The organism is Marinobacter shengliensis (genome assembly GCF_030297115.1).
Lineage (GTDB): Bacteria > Pseudomonadota > Gammaproteobacteria > Pseudomonadales > Oleiphilaceae > Marinobacter > Marinobacter shengliensis.
Genome location: NZ_AP028062.1, coordinates 2,261,451 through 2,285,663, shown reverse-complemented (window position 1 = coordinate 2,285,663; position 24,213 = coordinate 2,261,451). Strand labels below are relative to the sequence as shown.

The following is a 24,213-nucleotide window of genomic DNA, read 5'->3' as shown; positions in this document are numbered from 1 at the left end:
AGGTTTACCTAGCCCGGAAGAGGGATATACTCATCCTCATCGCCAGGAACGGAGGGAAATCGGCTGTTTTCCCAATCCCGTTTAGCCTCTTCAATTCTCTCCTTACGACTGGAAACGAAGTTCCACTCGATAAACCGTTTACCAAGGGGCTCGCCACCAATCACTGCGAGCCGCGTTTCTTCCAAGGCTTCAACGGTGACGCCTTGCTGCTCTGACAGAACAGCCATGGAGAACTCGGGAATCTCTGTTCCGCCTGCCAGGAGCCGACCCTTGGCCACATAGAGACCTCGTTCCTGGGCGTCCGGCAAGGTAAGCTTTTGGCCAGGCTTCAGCCAGGCCTCTATATAAAGGGTGTCGGCAAACACCTTCACCGGTGAGGTTTCACCATAGGCGGTCCCCATCATCACGCGAACTGGCACATCACCGACCGACATGGAGGGCACGGTGCTCTCCGGGTAGTGGTAAAAGGCGGGATCTGTTTCTTCTTCCGCCTCAGGCAACGCCAGCCACAGCTGCAAGCCATGGAGTGTGTGATCAGTTGCGGTAATCTCCGGGCGTTCCCGTTCCGAATGCACAATACCATGCCCGGCCACCATCAGATTGATATCGCCCGGGCGGATGGGTTGCAGGCTCCCGAGGGAATCGCGATGCAGTATTTCGCCTTCAAACAGGTAAGTGACCGTAGCGATACCAATATGCGGGTGAGGGCGCACATTGATGCCGTCGCCGGCAGGAAAGTGCGCAGGGCCCATGTGATCAAAGAAAATCCAGGGCCCGATCATCTTTTGCCCCACCACCGGAAGAACCCGCCGGACTGAAAAGCCGCCGAGGTCTCGTTCACGAGGCTGCAGGAGTTGAACCAGAGCGCCGCATTCTTTGGTGATTGGGCAGTCGAATTCGGTTTGTGGTGAGAGATTGCTCATAATCGGCTCCAGTTTATAAATGTATTGTGAGTGATTAGCGGAACAACCAGCCCGCCACCAGGCGAACCAGCCTTGGCATAATCAGATAAACAACGAGGCCAACAATGGTGGCGGCTACAATACCATGTCGTACGCCCCAGACCCCCAGAACCGGTATTAAATCAAATACTGGTCTATAAACGGCGGGAACAACCATGGTTAGTGGCCAGATCACGGCCGTGGTCAGTGCCCACTGTTTCCAGCGCGTAGGCTGTGGAGCAGTGGATGCTGGTGGCGTAAACCAGAAATCGATACCCGTCTTGATCTCAACCTGCTCCTGAGATTCGAGCGCCGTACGTATCTCACTGATCAATTCCTTCCGAATATCAGAATCTAACCACGCTTCAGCTTCGGCCCGGCCAGAAAATCGTACAGAAATTTCAAAAGTGTGTTGCCCGGTAGGCGGGCGAACGATATGCACGCCTTGATGACCGGGAAACTCGGCTGCCGCATTGATGATCTGTCTTAGCCAGGTTTCATAACGGTCTCTCTGGTCGGCCTTAACAGAGTGCCGAATGTAAATCGTTCTCCCGCTACTATAGTGCACGTTGGGTGTGGCGTCAGACATGGGAGTACCCCGCAGCGTGATTCAGTGAGTTGGCGGTATCACGTTGGCCAACCAAAACCCACGATCCCTGTGGGTTGTAATTTCAGGCGATTACCCCTGCTGGGCGCCGTAGCTTTGCATAAGGTTGGCGTAATGGGGCAGGTGCTTGGCCAGGATGCCGCCAAAACCTTCGATGTCGTTGCGCCAGTCACGGTGCAGTTCGCCGCCAACGCTGAACCAGTTCATCAGTTGTGCGCCGGCCTGTTCCATTCGGCTCCATGAGGCATCGCGGGTGGTCTGGTTAAAAGTGCCGGAGGCGTCGGTTACCACAAACACTTCGTAGCCTTCTTCCAGGGCTGAGAGTGTGGGGAAGGCAACACACACATCGGTCACCACGCCGGCAATCAACAGCTGTTTCTTACCGGTGGCTTTTACCGCCTTCACGAAGTCCTCATTATCCCAGGCGTTGATCTGACCGGGCCGCGCAAAATACGGCGCATCCGGGAACATTTCCTTCAATTCCGGCACCAGCGGGCCATTCGGTCCATTTTCGAAACTGGTGGTCAGGATGGTCGGGATATCAAAGAACTTGGCAATGTCTGCCAGCGCCAGCACATTGTTCTTGAAGTCGTCTGGCGAGAAATCCCGAACCAGAGACAACAGTCCGGACTGGTGGTCTACCATGAGCAGAGCAACATCGTCCTTGTTCAAACGATTGTATTTAAAAGACATGTTCGTTCTCCTTTTCGTTTTTTATCAATAACCGGCGACATTTGCCGGGGCACAGCCAATGAGCCAATTGGCTACTGGCGGTTCAGGTTGCCGAACACTCCATTCTGAAAGTCTAGAATGGCTTGTCGGATTTGCTCGTCGTTGTTCATAACAAATGGACCGTGGCCTACAACCGGTTCGTCTAAGGGCGTGCCGCTGAGAAGGAGCAACCGTGAGCAGTTGTTGGTTACCAGTTGAATCTCGTTCCCCCGGCGGGCGAAGCTCGCCAGTTCCGCTTCTCGCATGACATCGGTGCCGTTTACCATCACCGTACCGCTCAGAACCACCAGCAGGGTGGTGTCACCCTCCGGCACGGGTAAAGACAACTCGCTGCCGGGCTCCAGATCCATATCCCAGACATTGATGGGCGAAAAGGTGTGTGCCGGCCCTAGGTGGCCCTGAAAATCGCCAGCGATAACCCGCAAATGACCATTGACGTTGTCTAGGGATACCCGGGGGATATCCTTGTTCAACAGCGTCTGGTAGGCCGCAGGCGTTTCTTTATGCCCGGCTGGCAGGTTTACCCAGAGCTGAACCATTTCCAGGGTGCCGCCGTTCTCGGAGAAGGCGGGAGAATGAAACTCCTAATGCACAATGCCTGAACCGGCCGTCATCCACTGCACGTCACCCTCACCAATCAGGCCGCCGCTGCCAGTAGAATCGCGATGCTCAAGCTCGCCCTGATAGACCAGCGTGACCGTCTCAAAACCCTTGTGAGGGTGCTGACCCACGCCACGGCGATTATCTGAGGGTGAGAAATCTGCAGGGCCTGCATAATCAAGTAGCAGGAAAGGGCTGATGTTGCTTGCGCCCTGGCGGTCATAGGAGAAAAGGGAGCGGACAGGAAATCCGTTACCGACCCAATGGCCTCGAGGTGCCGTGTAGGTAGAAAGGATTGATTTCAGCATGATGCCCCCCTTTGGGAAGTAATGTTCGCCTGCAGTGCCAATAAGGCCAGCATAGGCTCGGACGGTTGGCGTGAGTAGATGGCAAAATCTATACTCACCGTTCCAATTTCAGGACGATGGCCGATATGCAGGATCTCAACGACCTCTTTTATTTCGTCAAGGTGGTGGACCACGGTGGCTTTGCGCCGGCGGGAAGGGCGCTTGGCGTGCCCAAATCCAAACTGAGCCGTCGTATCGCGATGCTGGAAGACCGCCTGGACACTCGGTTGATCAATCGCTCTACACGACGCTTTACCATCACAGAGCTGGGGCAGGAGTATTACCGTCACTGTGTGGCCATGTTGGTGGAGGCTGAGGCGGCTCAGGAGGTGATAGATCGATCACGGGCGGAGCCCAGGGGGGTAATCCGGATGAGCTGCCCGCCAGGCTTGATCTATTTTCATGTTGGCCAGCTGTTAGTGCGCTTTATGGCCAAATACCCGGAGGTGAAAGTCGAGATTGACGCCACCAGCCGCCGGGTGGATGTCCTGAAAGAGGGGTTGGACCTGGCGCTACGGGTCCGATTTCCACCGTTGGAAGACAGCGGGCTTACCATGAAGGTGCTGTCAAAAAGCCCGCAATGTTTGATGGCATCCAAGGACTTCTTCAACCATTACACCAAACCTGAGAATCCGGATGAGCTGGCAAATCTGCCGAGCCTGGATTTTGAACAATCCGACGGCAAACACATCTGGTGCCTGGATGGACCGGGTGGCGCCACGGCGCAGGTGCGGCATTCGCCCAGGCTTGTCACTGACGATGTGTTTACACTCAGACAGGCGGCCCTGGGGGGCTTGGGAGTAGTGCGTATGCCGTTGATTGTAGGTGGTCGGGACCTGGTTGAGGGACGATTGATCAATGTGCTACCGGGTTGGCAGCCAAGGGGTGGAATACTTCATGCGGTATTTCCGTCCCGCAGGGGATTGTTGCCTGCGGTCAGGGCACTGTTGGACTTCCTCGGAGATTCAATGGATGAGGTGGATTTTCCACTGATGGAGCAATCGTGAGCAAAGTTCGGCAACATGCCGATGGATGAATGGCTAGCCATCAGTCTTGTATCGATCAGAAAACAGGGTCGGGTATTTCCCACTCTCCACGAAGTAATGTGACGTCGGCTTTGGGTGGTGCTCCAAACATGCGGCTGTATTCGCGGCTAAAGTGGGATGGACTCTCGTAACCCACTCTGTAGCTGGCAGTAGCGGCCTCCAGGCCTTCTGTTAGCATTAGCCTTCGGGCTTCGTGCAGGCGCAGTTTTTTCTGGAACTGCAGCGGTGACATCCGCGTCACTTGCTTGAAGCTGTGATACAGGGTGGATTCGCTCATGTTGGCAGCTTCCGCCAGCTCACTGATGCGCAAAGGTTCTGCATAATGATCCTTCAGCGCCGAGATAACGGTTGAAATCCGATGGGCGTGTGTGTCGGAGGCCGCAAATCTTCGCATCCTGGACCCCATTTCACCAACCAGCACCCGGTAGATGATCTCCCTGCGAGCCAATGGCGCCAGGATGGGAATGTCCTCCGGATAGTCCAAGAGGCGAAGTAGCCGGTAAAGCCCTCCCTGCAACTCTTCGCCCATAGAGGATACACAGAGACCACACTGTATTTCCGGGCAGGACTCGCCTGGCTGCAAGGGAGGGGCTTTTTCACCCATTTCCAGAACCAGCTCGGCAACCTCCTGAGGGTCTACCTTAAGCTTTGCTGCCAGATAAGGGCGCTCATCCGAGGCCTCAATGATACGCCCCAGCACTGGAAGATGGACCGAACTGGCCAGATAGGACAACGGTTCATAAGTGATTTGGCGATCACCTAACTGGATGCTCTTGGTGCCCTGAATCACAAAACAGAGTGACGGTTCGTAAACACTGGAACCGCAGCTGGATGGCTCGTTACAGCGAATCAGTTCCAGCCCATCAATGGCAGTTCCCTGAATGCCCTGATGTGTCGTCCATTGACTGGCGACCCGGGCAAGCTGTTGTTGCAAGCTGACTGAGAGATTGCCAGCAATCTCCGGAATGATGGCCGTCATCGGTGTCCTCCCTTTCGGGGCAGTATAATTCTTCATACCCTGAAATGTACGAAGGCTCACCTGATTTTGCAGAATCAGGCAATGACGCCGCAGAAATTGACAACCCCTATTATCAGAGTGCAGGCCGCCTGACAGAATCAGGCAAGCTTCCCGCAGTAACCCGCTACCGTTTTTAACCAGTCTCTCTTTATCGTAAATGGCCTGTTGGGGAAAGCACCACCGAAGTTCATAGGCCAGCACTATTTCATGCATAGCCAACACCTGGATTTGCTCTATTGACCTCAAGTTAACTTGAGGAATTAGGCTGCGTGTCGAATCCGTTTTCCCTCAACCGACTAAACAAGCAATCCAACCGACTGCTTGGCAACCAGGACAGCCCAAAAGGTAGTCCAGATACTGGAGCGAGAAACCATGGAAAGTCTGATTTCAGGAAAAGCGAGTAGTTTCACCAAAACCGTTGGTGTGGTCGCGGCACTGGCGGTGCTATTGAGTGGTTGTAAGGCTCAAAGCGATGAGGCGATGACCATGCCACCTCCACCCGAGGTGGATGTTGCGGAAGTTCTGGTGGAGCCGGTCACCCTCTGGGAATCCTTTACCGGTCGAATAGCCTCACCGGAAACCGTGGAAATGCGACCAAGGGTCAGTGGCTATATCCATCAGGTTGCTTTTGAAGAAGGTGAACCGGTGAGCGCGGGTGACCTTCTCTTTCAGATTGACCCGCGTCCATATCAGGCACGCAAACAGGCTGCGCTTGCCGAGCTGGCTCTCGCCAACAGCCAGTTGACCTTGGCCACCGGCGAAGCTGATCGGGCCAGGAAACTCATGGACGGACGTGCCATCTCCAGGGAAGAGTACGACCAACGCCATGCGGCCTTAATGAGTGCCCGTGCCGGGGTGCAGGCCGCCGAGGCTGCGCTGGAGAGCGCCGAGCTTGATTTGAAATACACACAGGTGACGGCGCCAATCAACGGCCGCGCCGGGCGGGCGGTGGTAACCCAGGGAAACCTTGCAAATGCTGACCAAACCCTGCTTACGACGGTTGTATCCGTTGACCCTGTACACGTCTACTTCGAGGTAAATGAGAAATCCGCTATACGGAGCCAGACACTGTTCGCCGAGGATTCGTTTCGGGGTGTGCGTGTCTCGCTGGGAGATGGAAGCGATCGCGAGTACATGGGCAGGCTGGACTTCGTCGACAACCAACTTAACCCCGGAACCGGCACCTTGCAGTATCGTGCGGTGTTGGAAAATCCGGACGGTGACATCAGACCTGGCCAGTTTGCCCATGTGGAAATGCCCGTGGCCGAACTTAACCATGCCCTGCTGATCAGCCGTAAAGCGGTGATGGCCGATCAAGACCGACGATTCGTTTACGTGGTGGATCAGCACAACCGGGTTGTGCCCCGACACGTCAAAACCGGGCGGCAAATAGAAGATCTTCTGGTGATTAACGAAGGTCTTGAGAGTGGCGAGCGGGTCATTGTCAACGGCGTGCAGAAGGTGTTCGGCGCCGGCATGGAGGTCAAGCCACAGCTCGTTGCCATGAGGGCGCCGGCCCGGAATGCAGGGGCGGTTGCTATAGCGCAGGAGTTGTCCCGATGAACGTGTCCCGATTCTTTGTAGATCGACCGATATTCGCAGCCGTCCTATCGATCATCATATTTGCCATCGGCCTGATCTCGATTCCCAATTTGCCGATTAGTGAGTATCCGGAAGTTGTGCCGCCTTCCGTTGTGGTACGTACGGTCTATCCGGGCGCCAATCCCAAGGAAATCGCCGAAACTGTCGCTACACCCCTGGAAGAGGCGATCAGCGGTGTGGAAGACATGATGTATTACAAATCGGTTGCCGGATCGGATGGTGTCCTGCAGATGACCGTGACTTTCCGACCAGGGACCAACGCGGAAGATGCAACCGTTCGAGTGCAAAACCGGGTGAGCCAGGCGCTTGCCCGGTTACCGGAGGAGGTTCGCCGCCAGGGAGTAACTACCCAGAAACAGTCTCCAACCTTTCTGATGGTGGTTCACCTCACATCGCCCGATGGCACCTATGACACGCTCTATTTGCGCAACTATGCGCGCCTGCACGTTCGCGACCGCCTGGCACGGATCCAGGGAGTGGGAGACGCCCAGATATTCGGAGGAGGCGACTATGCCATGCGTGCATGGCTTGACCCTGAAAGGATTGCCGCCCGTGGGTTGACGGCAAGCGACGTGATCAATGCCATGCGTGAACAGAACGTTCAAGTGTCCGCAGGCCAGATAGGCGCCGAGCCCGCCCCGGAGAGTGATTTCCTCACATTGATCAATGCGAAGGGCCGTCTGGAAACGGTGGAAGATTTTGGCGACATCGTTCTTAAACGCGGCGCGAACGGCGAGATTCTTCAGTTGAAGGATGTGGCCCGACTGGAGATGGGCGCCAACAATTACACCCTCCGCTCCAAGCTGGACGGAAAGGATGCCGTGGCCATCGGCATCTTTCAGGCCCCGGAGGCAAACGCGCTGAACATCCGTGACGAGGTAATCGAGACCATGGATGAACTGGCCGATCGATTCCCGGCCGGTGTGGAGTACGAGGCGGTTTATGACACAACCATATTTGTCAGCGATTCAATCAAGTCTGTCGTAGCAACACTCCTGGAGGCGGTGTTACTGGTGGTGTTGGTGGTCACCCTGTTTCTGCAGACATGGCGCGCTTCCATCATCCCATTGCTGGCAGTGCCCGTTTCGGTGATCGGGACCTTCGGAGCTCTCTACCTCCTGGGCTACTCCATCAATACGCTGACTCTTTTCGGGTTGGTGCTGGCCATCGGCATTGTGGTAGACGACGCCATCGTCGTCGTGGAAAACGTCGAGCGAAACATCGAGGAAGGTCTGAGCTCCATGGCGGCGGCTCATCAGGCCATGAAAGAGGTATCCGGACCTATTATTGCCATTGGTTTGGTGCTGTGCGCGGTGTTTGTTCCCATGGCGTTCCTGTCTGGCGTGACGGGGCAGTTTTACCGTCAGTTCGCGGTGACCATCGCCATATCGACCGTGATCTCAACGGTCAACTCGCTGACACTGTCTCCGGCGTTGGCAGCCATGCTGCTTAAACCCCATGACGCGCCCAAGGACAGGCTACAGCGGATCATCGACTTGCTTTTCGGTTGGTTGTTCCGGCCTTTTAACCGATTCTTCAACTCCAGTGCCATGAAATACGAAGCGGGAGTGGCACGGTCACTGCGCCGGCGTGGCATGGTGTTTGTGGTGTATGCGGTTTTGCTGACTGGCACCGGGCTGATGTTCAAGGCGGTACCTCCGGGCTTTATACCGGTTCAGGACAAGCTGTACCTGATGGCCGGCGTGAAACTGCCGGAAGGCGCATCACTTGAACGCACCGACCAACTTCTGCAGCAGGTGGTGGATATCGCCATGGACACGGATGGCGTAGCCAACGCCGTGGCCTTTCCGGGCCTGAATGCGCTTCAGTTCACCAATACCTCGAATACCGGTGTGGTGTTCTTTCCCTTGAAACCGTTTGACGAACGCAGCCTTAGCGCGGGGGAGATCAATGCTCAGATCAACCAGAAAATCGGTGAGCTCAAGGAAGGACTGGCTTTCTCCTTCATGCCACCGCCAATTCTAGGGTTGGGCAATGGTTCGGGTTACCAGCTGTTCCTGGAAGACAGGGGTAACCAGGGCTATGGGGCCCTGCAGAATGCGGTGAACCAGTTCCAGGGCGCAATCAGCCAGACACCGGGTATGGGGTATCCCATCACGAGTTATCAGGCAAACGTGCCCCAGTTGGATGTGGAAGTGGACCGAATCAAGGCCAAAGCCCAGGGAGTGCCGCTGACCGAGCTTTTCCATACCTTGCAGACGTATCTTGGTTCCACCTATGTGAACGACTTCAACCGATTTGGCCGCACCTGGCAGGTCATTGCCCAGGCAGAGACCCAGCACCGTGACAGCGTAGAGGACATCGCCCGCCTGCGTACCCGCAACGAACAGGGTGAGATGGTGCCCATCGGGTCAATGGTGAACATACGGCAAAGCTTCGGCCCGGACCCGGTTTTGCGTTACAACGGTTACCCTGCGGCAGATATTGCCGGCGAAGCAGACCCCCGGATACTGTCTTCTGCCCAGGCCATGGAAACCTTGACGATACTCGCGGAACAAGTGCTGCCGGCCGGTATGGATTTCGAATGGACTGACCTGAGCTACCAACAGGCTACCCAAAGTAATGCTGCGTTGGTGGTGTTCCCGCTCGCGATCCTGCTGGTGTTTCTGGTTTTGGCTGCCCTGTACGAAAGCTGGACATTGCCTTTGGCGGTTATCCTCATCGTGCCCATGTGCATGCTTTCGGCGATGATCGGGGTCTGGTTCGGTGGCGGCGACAATAACATCTTCGTCCAGGTAGGGCTGGTTGTACTGATAGGTCTCGCCTGCAAGAACGCCATCCTGATTGTTGAGTTCGCCCGGGAGCTCGAGCTGCAGGGCAGGGGGATTGTGGAAGCGGCGCTTGAGGCATGCCGGCTGAGGCTTCGGCCCATCATCATGACCTCGATTACCTTCACCGCCGCCGTGGTCCCCCTCGTATTGGCCACCGGCGCCGGCGCAGAGGTTCGCCAGGCACTGGGCACCGCCGTGTTCGCCGGCATGATCGGGGTCACGCTGTTTGGCCTGTTTCTGACACCGGTGTTCTATGTGGCATTACGCAAGCTGTCTGGAGGTCAACGTCTGCACAGCAACCATACGTCCACACTCGAATGTGAAGAGGGGCCTGAAAACGATGCTCTCCCGGGAGGTAGCCATGCATAACCTGATCACAATGTCCGTGGTGTTACTGCTTCTGACTGGTTGCGCCGTCGGCCCTGACTACCGTGCGCCGTCCAGCCCAGAGCCAGAGGGCTTCTCCGAGGGCCGTAAGATGATAGCCCGAGATGCCGGGCAGCAGCTTTTCTGGCAGGGATTTCGGGATCCAATGCTGGATGATTTGATTGATCAGGCCCTGACAGCGAACCACACCCTTGAAGGCGCCATAGCAAAATACGAGCGCTCGGCGGCGCTGCTTTACGGCGCGCAGAGGGATCAATGGCCTAGCATAACGGCCAGCGCCATGGCAGCTGAGCAGCACTTGGCGGATATCGAACGGTCACCTCCCGGAACAGGCCCTGACCGGGTGCAACGTTATCAGGCGGGTATTGCCGCCAGTTGGGAGCTGGACATGTTTGGTCGCCTGAGGCGTGCCAGTGAGGCTCAAAGGGCAGAACTCGAAGCAACTGGTGCGGATCTTGTCACCATACAGGTAGCACTGGTGGGCCAGTTAGCCAGCAACTACTTTGAGCTACGAGGGCTGCAACAGCAGTATCAGGTAGCACTGCAGAGTGTCGCGCTGCGGCAGCAATCCCTGGACATAGTGGAAGCTCAGGTTCAGGCAGGCCGGAGCACAGAGTTTGATGAGGTACGTGCCCGCGCCCAACTGGAACGTAACCGCGCTGAACTATCGACCCTCCAAGCGAACATGCGCGCAGCCATGCATCGTATTGCAATCCTTGTTGGGCAGCCGCCGACGGCTCTGGTGGATACCCTGACTGCGGTCGGTGCGTTACCGGACACCCTGCCAGTTATTCCCGTCGACAGCCCTGGTGAGGTATTGCGTCGGCGCCCGGACGTTGCTGCTGCAGAGCGCCGGCTGGCGGCGGCTACCGCTCGCATTGGCGTTGCTACTGCGGACCTGTATCCCCGGTTCACATTGAGTGGGTTCCTCGGGACTTTGGCTTCAGACACCAGCGACCTGTTCGCCAGCTCAGCTGAAAGTCGCAGCGTGGCCCTCGGCATAGACTGGACCTTCCTGGACCACGGGAAGGTTAGGGCCCGTATTGAGGCTGCCGGAGCAGAGAGCCGTGCGGCGTTGGCAAGCTACCAGCAAACTGTGCTCGAAGCGTTGGAAGAAACCGAGACGCGGTTGGTTCGGTACAGGCGGGCCCAGGAAAGGGAAGAGCGGCTGGCCCTGGCCGTGACCAATGCGGAGAAAGCAGTTGAATTGGCAAGGGCGCGTTACGAACAGGGGTTTGTGGGCTATTTCGAGGTGTTGGCCGCGGAGCAGGAGTTTACCGAAGTCCGGGATGAGGCTGTGCGTAGCCGCACAGCCGTGGTTCTCACCATGGTTGATGTATACCGATCAATGGCGGGCCAACCCGGTTAAACTCATTGTGTGACAGGTAAACGGCCCTCGCTCATATGCTCTGCCAGCGCATCGTCCAGTTCATTGGCACGTTGGGCGGCGGGCCTGTTTTCCGTGCGTTTGATGTAGTCCTGAAATACCTCATTCTGCGGAATATTTTTCTGCATCGTTTCCCACCACAGGTAACTGCTGACCAGCACATCCGCCGCGGTGAAGTGATCGCCGCAGATATAAGGGCTTTGGCCGAGTACTTTTTCCAGGGTATTGACACTGTCCTCCACGCGGCCAAAGCCGACAGCCTGCACGTTGCTGCTATCGATTTTCCAGCCGTAGGCCAGCGCACTGGTGGCCATTTCAAAGGGCCCTGCCATAAAGAAAAGCCAGCGGTAGTAGGGGCCGCGTTCCATCGAGTGCGGCGGTGGCGCCAGATTTTTCTCGGGGAACTGGTCCGCCAGGTAGGCGCAGATGGCCGCTACTTCGGTAACGACGGTGTTGCCGTGCTTGATTGCAGGCACCTTACCCATGGGGTTGATGGCCAGGTACTCCGGGGTTTTCATCTCCGGGCCGAACTGCATGGTCTCTACCGTATAGGGAACGCCAATTTCTTCCAGCATCCAGCGAACTACCCGGCCACGGGACATAGGGTGGGTGTAAAAGGTAAGCTCTGACATGTTTGATCTCCTTCTCAAGCCAGTATTTCAGTGATGTGAGTTACTGCAGGGCCAGATTAATTTGTATGTAGGCGAGAAACTGTCCTAAATAAACCTGACAATGCATCTTTAATGCAAACACCGGAAAATGCTGCCAGCAGGAGGGCGACTATGTCTGGTCCCACAACCCGGGTGCTTACTGTGCTGGAATTATTGCAGGCACACGGCCAGATTGGCGGTGCCGAACTGGCCGAGCGGCTTGGCGTGGACCGGCGGACAATCCGGCGCTACATCACGGTATTGGAGGAGCTTGGGATCCCGATAATGACGGAGCAGGGGCGCTATGGCGGTTACCGACTGGTGGCCGGCTTCAAGCTGCCACCCATGATGTTTACCGAAGAGGAAACCCTGGCGGTGTCGCTGGGGCTGCTGGCCGCCCGCCAGCTTGGCCTTACGGATGCTGCACCCGCCATTGCCAGTGTCCAGGCGAAACTGGAACGGGTAATGCCCGCAAACCTGAAAAAACGCGTACGCGGCGTCAGTGATACCACCCGCGTGATCCTGCCAAGAGGCGAACCCAGCCTGGACGACCGTGCCCTTCAAACGTTAACGATTGCAGCGGAAGCTATGCGCAGGGTCGGATTAACCTATCACTCCGAGGACCATGGCGGGATAAATCGAAGCGTTGATCCCTACGGCCTGGTGTTCCGTCAGGGGCGTTGGTACGTCACCGGGTTCTGCCACCTCAGGCAGGCCATGCGTTCGTTCCGACTGGACCGCATCAGCGATGTGCAATTACTGGATACCACCTTCCAGCGGCCACCGGATTTCGATGCTGCAGATTTCCTGACTGAGAGTTTGCGGTCCTGGGCCGGCTAGAAATTCACCAATCCCGCTCTTAACGCAACCACACACTCTTCAATCTGGCGCTCATTGGCGCTGGCAAAACCCATCACCAGACCACTCCGGGGTTGTTGTCCGATGAAGTGGGCGCTCAGCGGCGTACTGCCAAAACCCCGGGTTTTCAGCCACTGGCTGACGGACACATCGTCAAAATCTCCCTCCACCACCAGGTGCATGCCGGCACTTTCCGCCACAGGCTGCAGCAGGCCTCCCAGCTCTTCCGTTAATCGCTTCTGGAAAAGCTGCCATTTGTCCCGGTAAAGCTGGCGCATGCGGCGCAGGTGTCGCGTGAACTGGCCGCTTTCGATGAATTCGGCGATGGTGGCCTGAGTCATCAAAGGAGATTCCCCGCCATTAATCTGTTTTGCCCAGAGCAAGGGTTCGACAACGGACTCTGGCACCACCAGGTAGCCCACCCGTAGGGAGGGCATCAGCGTTTTGCTAAAGCTACCCACATAGAGCACCGGGGCGTTGTCGAACATCCCCTGAATGGCGGCAAAGGGTTTGTTGTAAAAGTGGAACTCGCTGTCGTAGTCGTCTTCGATAATCCAGCAGTTATTTTGCTGCGCCCACCGTACAAGCGCTATGCGCTGGGACAGGTCGAGGATGCCACCCATCGGATACTGATGAGTTGGGGTACAAAAGAAAAGTTTCGCAGGACCCAGGTCAGAGAGTGCGTTTACATCCAGAACCTGGTTCCTCAAAGGGACCGGAACCAAGGGATTGTTGCGACGACTCAGTGCGTTACGGGCGCCCCTGTATCCAGGGTTCTCGCACAAGACACGATCGCCAGGTTGCAGAAACACATCGGCGATGAGGGACAGCGCTTGCTGGGCACCATTGGTAATGATTATCTGATGTTCTTCGCAGCGAACGCCCCGAGAGGCCCGTAAGTAGCTGGCGATGGCACTCCGAAGTGGCTGATATCCCTGAATGGTGTCATAACCTCTCAGGGCACGACGGCTCTCCTGATGATGGAGAATCCGGTTCCACGCTCGAATGGGGAAGGCATCCAGATCAGGTAGCCCCGGCTGAAACGGCAGGCTTGCGTCGTCCACTGCTTTGAGCCTGTTGCGAGGAACAGCGGGCAATGGGGGAAGGGAAGTAGCATTTTTTATTGGCTGTTGCAGCCCTGGTCCAGCCGGTTTTACCGCGGCCTTGATGTCTTCATGTACAAAGATACCCCTGCCAGCAGAGCTTGTAAGGAATCCCTCAGCCTTGAGCTGATCATACACGGCGTTCACGGTGTTCCGGCTAATCCCAAGATCCAGAGCCATCTGTCGGCTAGAAGGGAGACGGCTCCCAGCTGGAAATCGCTGCTTCAGGATGCGCTCGGATAGTTGCTGGTAAAGCTGCTTTTGGAGCGGTGCCTCACTGGTCAGGCGAATATCATCGATCATACCAACTGGTCCTAACAAAAATCATAATCTGGCTCTTCTTATGGTATCAGAAGTGGCTTTCAATAGCGGGGTACTTTTGGACGCACAGCCCTTCAGGAGCAGACGATGACGGCAACAAACGAACCGACGATAAACTCATCCCCACTAACGTGCTGCCCTCGCAGCCAGGTGAAGCGCGCACCTAAGCGGGCAAGCTATGACCGCGCTCCGGCCTATGCGCTGATTGATCGCCTGAAAACGGCCCACGTGGCGTTTGTGGAGCAAGGTGAACCACGCATTGTGCCACTAACGGTTTGGCGGATGGATGATAACCTCTACCTGCACACGCTGAACGGAGGGCGTTTGTCAAAACGCCTGAATGCAGGGGACCTCTTATGCATATCATTTGCGGTGACAAATGAATGGGTGATGACCAAGTCCGCCTTCCATCATAGTGCGAACTACGAATCGCTGGTATTGTTCGGGAAGGCTTCACCGGTGACGGAAGACGCCGAGTTTGATGCCGCGTTTCGGGCAGTCATCAACCAGATTGAGCCAGGGCGATGGGAACAGGTTCGCGCGCCCAACCGAAAAGAGCGTAAGGCGACTGCGCTATACCGGATACCCATTGAGGAAGGCTCATTCAAGAGCCGGACCGGTGGCCCGAATGACGACCCGGAGGATTTGGCTTTGCCTGTTTGGCATGGAGTGATCCCCGCATAAACAAAGGATCAGCTAACGGAACGTTTTACATCCTTAAAAGCATTTTTAATGTGCGCTGTTAGAGCATCTGTTTCTGGATTAAAAACGTTGCGGACCAGTGAGATCTGATAGTCAGTCAATTCTGGCAGTCCCTCCCTTTCCATCTTTTTGAGTGGTGGTCTGACAAGACTCACTGGAAAAGGCGTGACTGCCAGATCTGCGAGCATTGCGGCTTCCTGAGCTGCAGAGTTTTCACAAGTGTAGGCAATTCGGTAGGGTATTCCGGCGTTGTCCAAAGCAGAAAGGGCGACTCGCCGCCATACGCATCCCTGGTTTGCTATAGCCAGCGGTATAGGCGATCTCTCGATGGCAATACCTCCTTCTCGCCCCGCCCAAATCAGAGGTTCTGTATGGACAACTTCGCCCCGCATTTCCTGACCTTCGTTACCGATGATGACAAGGGCCATATCAAGAGTCCCGGCGTCGAGCCGGTCAAGGATTTCACGACTGGATGTAATCGTTACATCAACCTCAACCGAAGGAAAAGATCGCGCAAAATGAGCCAGAACCCAGGGCAGTAACCTGGTGCCGATATCGTCCGTTGTTCCAAAACAGATTCTGCCGGTAATAGATGGGGCAAGAAACTGTTGAACCGCTTCCTCATTGAGTTTGAGTAACCGACGGCTGTAGCCCAGAAGGGTTTCGCCTTCCGCAGTAAGGCGCACGTGCCTCGGCTCCCGGTGAAACACCGTCTTCCCGATCATTTCTTCCAGACGCTTAATTTGCTGACTGAGTGCCGCCGGGGTTCGGTGAACTTGTGTTGCCGCGTGGGTAAAACTGCCGCACTCGGCGATAGTGACGAAGGTTTTTAAAACATCGGTGTCCAGAAGGGGGAGACTGGACGGTTCCATGTCTGGGCTTATGTTGTTCATCGCAACTCAACGTTAAGAAAATCTTAATTGCCATGTTATGTTTTCTAGTTTTATTTATCAATTCGAATCCATCACTCTTAACGGGCATCTTTAGAGGAGTGATACCATGAAAAAAACGAATAAATTCTGTGGCCCATTTGTTGAACCCGATAGCCCCAGGTTTCCACCCAAGCTGGATCTTTATATGCCGGCTACACCGCCCCTCGGAATTTTGGCGCACATGGAATTCTGGGCTCACATACTCTTGCGCCGATACCATTTCAAGAAGCTATTTCGGCCCGTGCTACAACAAAAAGATGAGCCTCTGGAAGGCATTGGTTATTCCAGGCAGGAAATTACCTGGGCGATGCAGTTACCATTAAACGTAGACGCGCTCAAAGCTCTTGAGGCTTGTCGGAGAGAGAGAAATCGGTCTCTTCACCATACGAAAACCACGCATGAGGAATTCCTATGCCAAAGCGAACAACCAGCCACACAGCCCCGTTGATCACGAACCTCAACGATCTCGCAGCACTGGCAGACTATTCGCTCATGGACACCCTCAACTGCGACCCTGAGGGAAAAGCAAACGGCGCCGACTATGCACCACGACAGGTGTACTCGGGCCATTATGTTCCCGTCAGTCCCACGCCCATCGAAAGACCTGAATACGTGGCCCACAGCAAAAGTCTGTTTCGCGAACTGGGCATCGCCGACACTCTGGCGCAGTCAGAAGACTTTGTGCGTATGTTTTCCGGCGACTTAACGCAGGTTCCGGAGCCGATGCGTAACGTCGGTTGGGCGTGTGGCTACGCACTGTCTATCTACGGCACCGAGTTCTACCAGCAATGCCCGTTCCAGACCGGCAACGGTTACGGCGACGGACGCGCCATTTCCGTGCTTGAGGGCGTCATCAACGGCCAGCGCTGGGAAATGCAGCTCAAAGGGGGAGGGCGCACACCCTACTGCCGTGGCGCAGACGGCCGGGCCGTACTTCGCTCCAGTGTTCGTGAGTTCCTGGCTCAGGAACACATGCACGCGCTGGGCGTTCCCACGTCACGGTCTTTGAGTCTGTACGTGTCCAAAACCGAGAAAGTTCGGCGCCCTTGGTATTCAGAGGGCTCGGGCTCGATTGACCCGGATGTGCTGGTATCTGAGCCCGTAGCCATCTCCACCCGCGTTGCACCGTCGTTTATCCGGGTAGGGCAACTCGAACTCTTCGGGCGCCGAGCCCGTAAGAACGAACACCCTAAGGCCATGGAAGAACTCGAAAAGATCGTCTTGCACCTGATCGATCGTGAGTACGATGGCCTTATCGACCAGACATTACCCACCGCCGAAAAGGTCGTGTTGCTTGCCCGTGAGTTCCGCAGCCGCCTGACGTCGCTGGTGGCGAACTGGATTCGCGTTGGCTACTGCCAGGGCAACTTCAACAGCGACAACTGTGCAGCCGGCGGATTCACCCTCGACTATGGTCCGTTCGGATTCATCGATCTATTCAACCCGCAATACCAGCCTTGGACCGGCGGCGGGCAGCACTTCTCGTTCCTCAACCAACCAGCGGCGGCAGAACGCAATTTTCATTCGTTCTGTACCGCGTTGCGGCCGTTGTTAGAGGCACATCCGGATGGTTTGCGGCAACTGGAGGACCTCGAAGGCGGTTTTCCCCAGGTGATGCAAGCGCAAATGGAAAAGATGTGGGCCGCCAAACTTGGGCTAGAGGCTTTCGACGAAGACCTGTTCCGGGAGCTGGCAACCCTGATGGTGCACACGCCCGTCGATTACACGGTGTTCTTCAGGGAGCTGTCTTCAGTGCCTGACGATATCGAGCCACTTAAGAAAAGCTTCTACAGGAACCTGACCGATGCTGCGGACCCTGAGGGGCTCGAACAGCGCTGGTCAGCGTGGCTCGCAAACTGGAGATCGCTCACTGGGTCTGTTGACCGTGAGGTGCTTTCCCGCCGGATGAAACTCGTCAACCCGAAGTACAGTTTGCGGGAGTGGTTCGTTGTGCCTTCCTATCAGCAAGCGGCAGAAGGAAATTACGAGTTGCTGCGAGAACTGCAGGGCATTATGACCCAGCCATATGCCGAGCAATCGAACGATGTGGAGAGCAAATACTACCGGCTGAAGCCGCTTGAACTTTTCAGGGTTGGTGGTACGTCACACTACAGTTGTTCGTCATGACCGAGAGTGCTCTTCAAGCCGCTGTCGAATGTACTCGCCAATCTCTTGTGTGAACACTCTTATCCGGTTAGTGCGCCTCAAATCGGAATGGGTAAGTAACCAAAGCGGTACTGAGAGCTCCGGTATCGGATCTGTTAATCGACGTAGCCTGGGGTCTGCTTCTCCCAGGTAGCAGGGCAGCACGGCCAGGCACGGTCCATGATGCAATGCCGTTTGCATGCCCAGCATGGAGTCAACGCGGTAATGACACCGTTGGTCCAGCTCATGCTGCGTCATCCAGGCCTCCAGAGTGCTGTCGCCCATATGAGCGTCCGGGCCAATCCATTGGTGTTCCGTTAATGAGTTCAGCGGAATGGGCGTGTCGTGCCAGTACTGTTTCTGGCCATAGATCGCCTGCCGAATAGAACCAACCCTCCGCCCAACAAGCGTCTCAGGTGGGTTCCGGGTAGGGCGAATGGCAATATCCGCTTCCCGTTTACTCAGGCTGTGAACCTGATTCGAAACCACAACCTCTAATTCAATTTCAGGGTAGTTAACACGAAAGTCAGCCAGTGCCGGTGCCAGCAAGCCAGTATATAGGGTATCAGTGGTGGTTAGCCGAACACTGCCCGAAAGCTTTAGATCCTGCCCGGCGAGTCTGCGTTCTGCGCCAAGAATATCGGCTTCTACCCGCCTTGCAACCGCAGCGAGGTCTTCTCCCGCAGAATTCGGTGTATAGCCAGTGCGTGATCGCTCAAACAATGCCACGCCAAGTCGTTTTTCCATGTCAGTAAGGCGCCTAAACACCGTGGCATGGCTGATACCCAGTCTTCGACCAGCGCCCGAGAGGCTGCCAGTGTCGGCAATGGCCCATACCATCTGAAGATCGTCCCAGCGGATAGACTGTTCATTCATGCAAATACAGTTCTCGCATTTAGATAATTCATGTGTGTGTGCGAACAGCATAGACTAACTCGAAATACCTTCAACTGGAGAAACGGGTTATGAATGTATTGGTGGTACTGGCTCATCCGGAGCGAGCATCGTTCAATGGCGGCCTTGCCGATATTGCAGAGAAATGCCTTCAGAATGAGGGGCATTCCGTGGACATAGACGATCTATACGGGGAAGAATTTGATCCGGTTGAACGTGCCGATCACTATCCCGATAGGTTAGATCCTGATTACTTTGGGCCCTTGAATGAACAACGAGCTCACTATGAAGGGAAACGGTTACCTTCTGAAGTTCAGCGGGAGATCACTCGGCTCGAATGGGCGGACCTGGTGATATTTCAATTTCCTTTGTGGTGGCACGCCCAACCGGCGATCTTGAAGGGTTGGTTCGACCGGGTTTTGGTCTATGGGGGGCTGTATTCCGGCAGCCGGCGATACAACAGAGGCCATTTCAAGGGCAAGAAGGCGATTTGTTCTGTTACAACCGGTTCTCCGGAAAAGGCATTTATGCCCTTTGGTCGGGCCGGGAATATGGTGGAATGGCTGTGGCCCATTCATTCGTCGCTCTATTACGTGGGATTTGATGTGCTGGCACCCCAGGTAAGCTATGGAATTCAAGGCGGTGGTATTCGGTATCAGGATGAAAGCACATTCAGAAACCAGCTGGAGCAGAAAAAACGCGCCTGGGCGGAACGGCTACCTCTGCTTTCTCGCGAGCCCTCGATTCCGTTTACTGGCTGGGATGATTGGGATGAGGCAGGAGTGCTCAAACAAAGCCATGTGATGCGCTGGAGGCTCTGACCGGCAAATACTGAATTCGTCGGCCGGGACAGGGTCACGCGGGAGTGCGCCTCTGGTATTCTGCCACCCAATTAGATTGAGGAAGTGCTCATCCGGTGGGGGCTGATGACAACCCTTGTGTGGCTAGCTTGGCGCGTTCTTCAACGAGGAAAAGGGGCTCCATCCAGCACCGTGGTTTGGCTCGGTATTGGGATAAGCGCATTGCTGTTCGGAGTATCCCACGTTCCTTCCGTTGTTGCCGCTGTGGGTAGCGTTCCCCTGACAATCGTCGCGTACATCACCCTCGGAAATGCCCTTTTCGGGCTGCTTGCCGGCATTCTCTTCTGGCGTTATGGGTTGGAGGCTGCCATTACGGCACATGTGATTGCGCACGTTATCGCATACGCCATTCATGGCTGAAGGTCACTGCAAGGAGGCTGTTGGTGGCTACTGTCATACTGAAAAGTGCTGGCGCTCAGAAGTGAAGAGAGAATTTAATCAGAGATGTTTGGGTCAACTTCCTTGACGGTGCTTAATCAGACCATCAATAAATAAACGTATCTTTTGCGCCAGGTGATTACGACTCACATAGACCACCTGTATGGGCAGCCTTTTTCCGCCGTAATTCGGCAAAAGTTTGATTAAACGCCCAGACTCAATATCATCGTTGACCAGAAACGAAGGAAGATACGCTACTCCCATGCCTTGAAGCGCACTCTCTCGAATGGCCTCTCCGCTATCGAAACGCAATTTTCGACCTCCATCGATAGAAGCCTCTGATCCGGAGGAGGTGACCAGATTCCAACCTGTGGAATGAACGCCCAGCCCGTAAACGAGCCTCTGGTGATTAGTCAGATCCGACGGCTCTGCCGGCTCCCCAAAACGTTTCACGTATGATGGCGACGCATATAAGTAAGGGCGTGCGTATTCAACGGTACGTGCAATCAGTTGGGAGTTTGTTGGGATGTCTCCAATGCGGATGCTCAAGTCAAACCCTTCCTCCACTAGATCGACGATTCTGTCGGTGAGGTTAACCTCAACTTCGAGTTCAGGCCACGTGTCAAGAAAGCTCTTGAGAAAAGGCAGAACCACTATCCGGCCGTATGCCTCGGTAACTGATATACGCAGGGTGCCTGTAGGCTGAGGCAGGTCCTGACGAATGTCGGCTTCAGCTTCCTCCAGGTCCTGTAAAATCTGAACGCACCGTTGATAAAAGCGCTCACCATCCACTGTCAGCGAGACCGTTCTTGTGGTTCTGTGTAGCAGGCGGGTGCCAAGATGACCCTCAAGCCTCGACATGGCTTTGCCCGCCGCGGAGCGTGTCAAACCCAGAGCTTTCCCCCCTGAAACAAAACTCCCTGTCTCGACGATTGCGACGAAAATCCGAAGTGTGCCCAAGTCAAGGGATGAGCGAGGACTACTGGATGTAGAGATTGACAGGCGTCTCATTGGCGAATCCGCTTCTACAAAGTTGTCTGTACATTGTCAGATGACGAACAGGATTACTCAAGTAAGCCGTGGAGTGGTAGCAAGAGATTCGGAAAATTATTTTTTTGAAAAACGAGGAAAGATCATGTCAGATGCAATCGTTCGCCTTAATCCCCCAACATTGCCAAATGCAGGAGAGATGGGCTACTCCCAAATCTCCATAGTAGAGCCCGGCCGCATGGCTTTCGTCTCCGGTCAAGTCGCTTGGCAACCTGATGGCGAGCCTGTTCCAGATGATCTCGCGGAACAAATGAAATTAGTATCGAAAAATGCGCGGTCAGCCTTGGATGCCGTGCATGCCAAACCCGAGCATGTGGTAATGGCCCGAATCTATGTCACTGATCTTACGAGTGAAAGGTTAGAGAAGCTTATGCCTGCATTTCTAGAAACATTTGATGGCGCACAGCCGTGTGTGACGGGTATTGGAGTTCAGGCCCTGGCAGCGCCCGAGCTTCAAGTTGAAATGGAATTGATCGTGCGAATCCCCGATTAGAATAAAGGCGCACAGAACCACCCTCCGTAGGATTCTGTGCCCAACAAACACCACTAATTACTCAGCATCAATTGAGCGTCATGCCGGACTCGCGGTCGGTCGAACAACAATATCGCTGGTATCCACATCGTCAGGCTGGTCGATAACATGGGCGATGGCCTTTGCTATGGCGTCGGGCTTAAGAGCGATTTCGCGGAAACTCCTCATCGCTTCGGCAGTGCCGGCATCAGTAATGGTATCGGCCAGTTCCGATTCGACTACGCCAGGGTAGACACAGGTAACACGGAGGTTGTTGTGTTCCTGGCGCAGGCCGTCAGAAATCGCCCTCACCGCATACTTGGTCGCGCAATAAACGGCGGCGGTTGGAACAACGTAAAGCCCTCCTATCGAGGAGATGTTGATAACCTGACCGCTGCGCTGAGCCTGCATGGTAGGTAGTACTGCTGCGATCCCGTGAAGCACGCCGCGGATGTTGACGTCGATCATGCGGTCCCATTCATCAACCTTGAGCGCTGCCAACGGCGAGAGCGGCATGACACCGGCATTGTTGATGATAACGTCGATACGACCATAAAGCGCCAGCGCTGCATCGGCGAAGGATTTGACGTCTTCGGCTTGGGTAACATCCAGAGCACGATACTCCACGCTGCCGCCCTCAGAGCGTAAATCATGGGCCAACGCCGCGAGCCGCTCAGTGCGGCGAGCGCCAATAACCAGCCGATGACCCTGTTTTGACAGAAGTCTTGCTGTGGCCTCGCCAATACCGCTGCTGGCACCAGTTAGAAGAATAACTTTGCTCATAAAAGAATCTCCCTATGGGTGTTTTGGAGCGCGCTTGGCTCAAGGACCGGCAAACAATCAGTGAGGTTTACCAAGGGCGCGTATTAAAATCTTAGGGAGAGGGCGGAGATATCGATATTCACGATTCTCCCAAATGATTGCCTGATTCTATTGATGGGATTGTTTGTTGCCGGGATTTGATGAAGGATCGTTGCCTATACCTTTGCCAATTCGGCAGGAAGAGGGAGACTCTCAATATGCTGGGACAAACGGGTTCGGCTGCGCAAGAACGGATGGTCGAATCGCTATATTCACTGGCACCTGGCGAGGGTTACACCCAGTCATTGCTGGAGGGCGTGCGCTTCATGCGATCAAACCGTCCACTGAGGCTGACTCCAGTCCTCTACGAACCAAGCATCGTCATCGTATGCCAAGGTCGTAAAAAAGGGTACCTGGGCAGCGACGTCTACGTTTACGACGCAATGCATTACCTCGTGCTTTCCGTGCCACTGCCCTTTATCTCAGAGACGGAAGCCAGTGCTGATGACCCTCTATTAGCGGTTTCGATTCGACTCAACATGGCGACGGTGGCAGAACTGGTCACCATGGTGGGGCACGGGGAGACCCGTTCCAACGACTCGCCGCAGTGTATGTTCTCAACACCTCTTAAAATGACTATGGCGAACGCAACTTTACGGCTGCTTGAGGCGCTTCGCTCTCCCGAGGAGGCACAGGTCCTGGCGCCCAGCATCGTGCGGGAGATCTGCTACAGGGTTTTGGTTGATGAACAGGGTGGGGCAGTACGAACGGCCCTGGCCCAACAAGGCCAGTTTGGCAGAATCGCCAAGGCGCTAAACCGTATTCACGACGATTTCGCAGAGCCTCTGGAGGTTGGTCGGCTGGCAAACGAAGTCGGTATGAGCACATCAGTATTTCACGTGCACTTCAAGGCGGTGACGCAAACCAGTCCTCTGCAGTACATCAAGTCCACCCGGTTGCACCATGCTCGCATGATGATGATACGGGATGGCTTGCCTGCAGCGGCCGCCGCTATGCGGGTGGGCTACGAAAGCCCTTCGCAGTTCAGCCGCGAGTTCAAACGCTTCTTTGGGCGTCCACCTGGTGAGGAGGTGCGTGAGATGAAGGCCTTGTTAACGCTGCTTCCGCCAGAACGGATCGAAGCCCTGGCAGTGCCGCATTGAGAGGAACTCACTCAGCGCGTGTCGCCAATGGTGAATTACCATCAATGAGTGTTCTCTGAATCAAGTACTACACTCTTCTCTACAGTCCCACCAATAAGGAGTCAGGACCGATGGGCATTTCGAACCATGAGCTTCACCATGAATTTCCTCAACACAGTTACCTCATAGACCGGCTATCCGAACAAGACGCCCATTTCAAACAGCAACTCAAAGAGTATGCCAAGCTGGATAAGGAAATTTATGCGCTGGAACGGCGAGATGTTCCGGTATCGGACGAAAGTTTTACCCGAATGAAATCAGAGCGCGCCCATCTCAAGGACCAGCTTTACAACGCCTTACTGAAAGCAGCCGACGATTGACCGTCTGGTATTCCAGTTCTCCGGTCA

The 24,213-nt window shown here is 55.3% G+C and carries 22 protein-coding genes and 1 pseudogene; 12 read left to right on the top strand and 11 right to left on the bottom strand.

Translation table 11 applies throughout. The features are described 5' to 3' along the window. Positions 1 to 8: 8 nt before the first annotated feature. The 4 genes and pseudogenes from QUE75_RS10495 to QUE75_RS10480 all read right to left on the bottom strand — a co-directional run bounded on the left by QUE75_RS10495 (position 9) and on the right by QUE75_RS10480 (position 3,185). A complete protein-coding gene (locus tag QUE75_RS10495) occupies positions 9 to 923 on the bottom strand; it encodes a pirin family protein (protein WP_286249891.1) in 915 nt (304 codons plus the stop codon). Between the two features lie 34 nt (positions 924 to 957). Then, positions 958 to 1,530 carry an antibiotic biosynthesis monooxygenase gene (locus QUE75_RS10490; protein WP_286249889.1) on the bottom strand — a complete coding sequence of 191 codons (573 nt, stop codon included), beginning with the start codon at positions 1,528 to 1,530 and terminating at the stop codon, positions 958 to 960. 90 nt (positions 1,531 to 1,620) lie between these two features. Further along, positions 1,621 to 2,241 (bottom strand): isochorismate family cysteine hydrolase YcaC, encoded by a 621-nt coding sequence (gene ycaC, locus QUE75_RS10485; protein WP_286249887.1) that lies wholly within the window; start codon positions 2,239 to 2,241, stop codon positions 1,621 to 1,623. A gap of 71 nt (positions 2,242 to 2,312) precedes the next feature. Continuing rightward, a pseudogene (locus QUE75_RS10480) lies at positions 2,313 to 3,185 on the bottom strand (pirin family protein). Positions 3,186 to 3,313: 128 nt separating this feature from the next. On the opposite strand from QUE75_RS10480, the gene QUE75_RS10475 reads away from it, so the two are divergent. Continuing rightward, positions 3,314 to 4,234: a LysR substrate-binding domain-containing protein gene (locus QUE75_RS10475; RefSeq protein ID WP_286249886.1), complete on the top strand. Its 921-nt coding sequence runs from the start codon at positions 3,314 to 3,316 to the stop codon at positions 4,232 to 4,234. A 55-nt stretch (positions 4,235 to 4,289) separates the two neighbouring features. Here the strand turns inward: QUE75_RS10475 and QUE75_RS10470 are convergent, their stop codons facing one another. Continuing rightward, a complete protein-coding gene (locus tag QUE75_RS10470; RefSeq protein ID WP_286249884.1) occupies positions 4,290 to 5,252 on the bottom strand; it encodes an AraC family transcriptional regulator in 963 nt (320 codons plus the stop codon). Between the two features lie 411 nt (positions 5,253 to 5,663). On the opposite strand from QUE75_RS10470, the gene QUE75_RS10465 reads away from it, so the two are divergent. Genes QUE75_RS10465 through QUE75_RS10455 form a run of 3 tightly spaced genes read left to right on the top strand, consistent with a single transcriptional unit; the run spans position 5,664 to position 11,441 of the window. Continuing rightward, positions 5,664 to 6,854: an efflux RND transporter periplasmic adaptor subunit gene (locus tag QUE75_RS10465; RefSeq protein ID WP_286249882.1), complete on the top strand. Its 1,191-nt coding sequence runs from the start codon at positions 5,664 to 5,666 to the stop codon at positions 6,852 to 6,854. After that, entirely contained in the window at positions 6,851 to 10,054 is a 3,204-nt protein-coding gene (locus QUE75_RS10460) for an efflux RND transporter permease subunit (RefSeq protein WP_286249881.1), read from the top strand. The genes QUE75_RS10465 and QUE75_RS10460 overlap by 4 nt, the downstream gene beginning before the upstream one ends. Then, on the top strand, positions 10,047 to 11,441 hold the full coding sequence (locus QUE75_RS10455; RefSeq protein WP_286249879.1) for an efflux transporter outer membrane subunit: 1,395 nt from the start codon (positions 10,047 to 10,049) through the stop codon (positions 11,439 to 11,441). The genes QUE75_RS10460 and QUE75_RS10455 overlap by 8 nt, the downstream gene beginning before the upstream one ends. A gap of 2 nt (positions 11,442 to 11,443) precedes the next feature. Here QUE75_RS10455 and QUE75_RS10450 read toward each other — a convergent pair whose 3' ends face one another. Further along, positions 11,444 to 12,091 carry a glutathione S-transferase family protein gene (locus tag QUE75_RS10450; protein WP_286249877.1) on the bottom strand — a complete coding sequence of 216 codons (648 nt, stop codon included), beginning with the start codon at positions 12,089 to 12,091 and terminating at the stop codon, positions 11,444 to 11,446. Positions 12,092 to 12,241: 150 nt separating this feature from the next. Here QUE75_RS10450 and QUE75_RS10445 point away from each other — a divergent pair, with 150 nt between their 5' ends. Then, positions 12,242 to 12,949, top strand: a complete 708-nt coding sequence (locus tag QUE75_RS10445) for a helix-turn-helix transcriptional regulator (protein WP_286249876.1) — start codon at positions 12,242 to 12,244, stop codon at positions 12,947 to 12,949. Here the strand turns inward: QUE75_RS10445 and pdxR are convergent. After that, on the bottom strand, positions 12,946 to 14,373 hold the full coding sequence (gene pdxR, locus QUE75_RS10440; RefSeq protein ID WP_286249874.1) for a MocR-like pyridoxine biosynthesis transcription factor PdxR: 1,428 nt from the start codon (positions 14,371 to 14,373) through the stop codon (positions 12,946 to 12,948). The two genes, QUE75_RS10445 and pdxR, sit on opposite strands and share 4 nt — an antisense overlap. 168 nt (positions 14,374 to 14,541) lie before the next feature. Between pdxR and QUE75_RS10435 the strand changes: the two genes are divergently transcribed. Then, on the top strand, positions 14,542 to 15,075 hold the full coding sequence (locus QUE75_RS10435) for a pyridoxamine 5'-phosphate oxidase family protein (RefSeq protein ID WP_286249872.1): 534 nt from the start codon (positions 14,542 to 14,544) through the stop codon (positions 15,073 to 15,075). A gap of 8 nt (positions 15,076 to 15,083) precedes the next feature. Here QUE75_RS10435 and QUE75_RS10430 read toward each other — a convergent pair whose 3' ends face one another. Further along, a complete protein-coding gene (locus QUE75_RS10430; protein ID WP_286249870.1) occupies positions 15,084 to 15,986 on the bottom strand; it encodes a LysR substrate-binding domain-containing protein in 903 nt (300 codons plus the stop codon). 450 nt (positions 15,987 to 16,436) lie between these two features. Between QUE75_RS10430 and QUE75_RS10425 the strand changes: the two genes are divergently transcribed. Then, positions 16,437 to 18,152 carry a protein adenylyltransferase SelO gene (locus QUE75_RS10425; RefSeq protein ID WP_286249868.1) on the top strand — a complete coding sequence of 572 codons (1,716 nt, stop codon included), beginning with the start codon at positions 16,437 to 16,439 and terminating at the stop codon, positions 18,150 to 18,152. Here the strand turns inward: QUE75_RS10425 and QUE75_RS10420 are convergent. After that, a complete protein-coding gene (locus QUE75_RS10420; protein ID WP_061333376.1) occupies positions 18,147 to 19,046 on the bottom strand; it encodes a LysR family transcriptional regulator in 900 nt (299 codons plus the stop codon). The two genes, QUE75_RS10425 and QUE75_RS10420, sit on opposite strands and share 6 nt — an antisense overlap. Positions 19,047 to 19,135: 89 nt before the next feature. Here QUE75_RS10420 and QUE75_RS10415 point away from each other — a divergent pair, with 89 nt between their 5' ends. Then, positions 19,136 to 19,885 (top strand): NAD(P)H-dependent oxidoreductase, encoded by a 750-nt coding sequence (locus tag QUE75_RS10415; RefSeq protein ID WP_286249863.1) that lies wholly within the window; start codon positions 19,136 to 19,138, stop codon positions 19,883 to 19,885. Between the two features lie 105 nt (positions 19,886 to 19,990). Beyond that, positions 19,991 to 20,284, top strand: coding sequence for a CPBP family glutamic-type intramembrane protease (locus QUE75_RS10410; RefSeq protein WP_286249862.1), 294 nt, complete (start codon positions 19,991 to 19,993; stop codon positions 20,282 to 20,284). 93 nt (positions 20,285 to 20,377) lie between these two features. On the opposite strand, the gene QUE75_RS10405 is transcribed toward QUE75_RS10410, so the two are convergent. Continuing rightward, the gene (locus tag QUE75_RS10405; RefSeq protein WP_286249860.1) at positions 20,378 to 21,313 is read right to left on the bottom strand and encodes a LysR family transcriptional regulator; all 936 of its coding nucleotides are present in this window, start codon (positions 21,311 to 21,313) and stop codon (positions 20,378 to 20,380) included. Positions 21,314 to 21,437: 124 nt separating this feature from the next. On the opposite strand from QUE75_RS10405, the gene QUE75_RS10400 reads away from it, so the two are divergent. Next, positions 21,438 to 21,845, top strand: a complete 408-nt coding sequence (locus QUE75_RS10400) for a RidA family protein (RefSeq protein ID WP_286249858.1) — start codon at positions 21,438 to 21,440, stop codon at positions 21,843 to 21,845. 78 nt (positions 21,846 to 21,923) lie between these two features. Here QUE75_RS10400 and QUE75_RS10395 read toward each other — a convergent pair whose 3' ends face one another. Continuing rightward, entirely contained in the window at positions 21,924 to 22,646 is a 723-nt protein-coding gene (locus tag QUE75_RS10395; RefSeq protein ID WP_286249856.1) for an SDR family oxidoreductase, read from the bottom strand. Between the two features lie 236 nt (positions 22,647 to 22,882). On the opposite strand from QUE75_RS10395, the gene QUE75_RS10390 reads away from it, so the two are divergent. Both QUE75_RS10390 and QUE75_RS10385 read left to right on the top strand, forming a co-directional pair. Continuing rightward, positions 22,883 to 23,827: an AraC family transcriptional regulator gene (locus tag QUE75_RS10390; RefSeq protein WP_286249854.1), complete on the top strand. Its 945-nt coding sequence runs from the start codon at positions 22,883 to 22,885 to the stop codon at positions 23,825 to 23,827. A 110-nt stretch (positions 23,828 to 23,937) separates the two neighbouring features. Beyond that, the gene (locus QUE75_RS10385; RefSeq protein WP_286249852.1) at positions 23,938 to 24,186 is read left to right on the top strand and encodes a YdcH family protein; all 249 of its coding nucleotides are present in this window, start codon (positions 23,938 to 23,940) and stop codon (positions 24,184 to 24,186) included. Positions 24,187 to 24,213 lie beyond the last annotated feature (27 nt).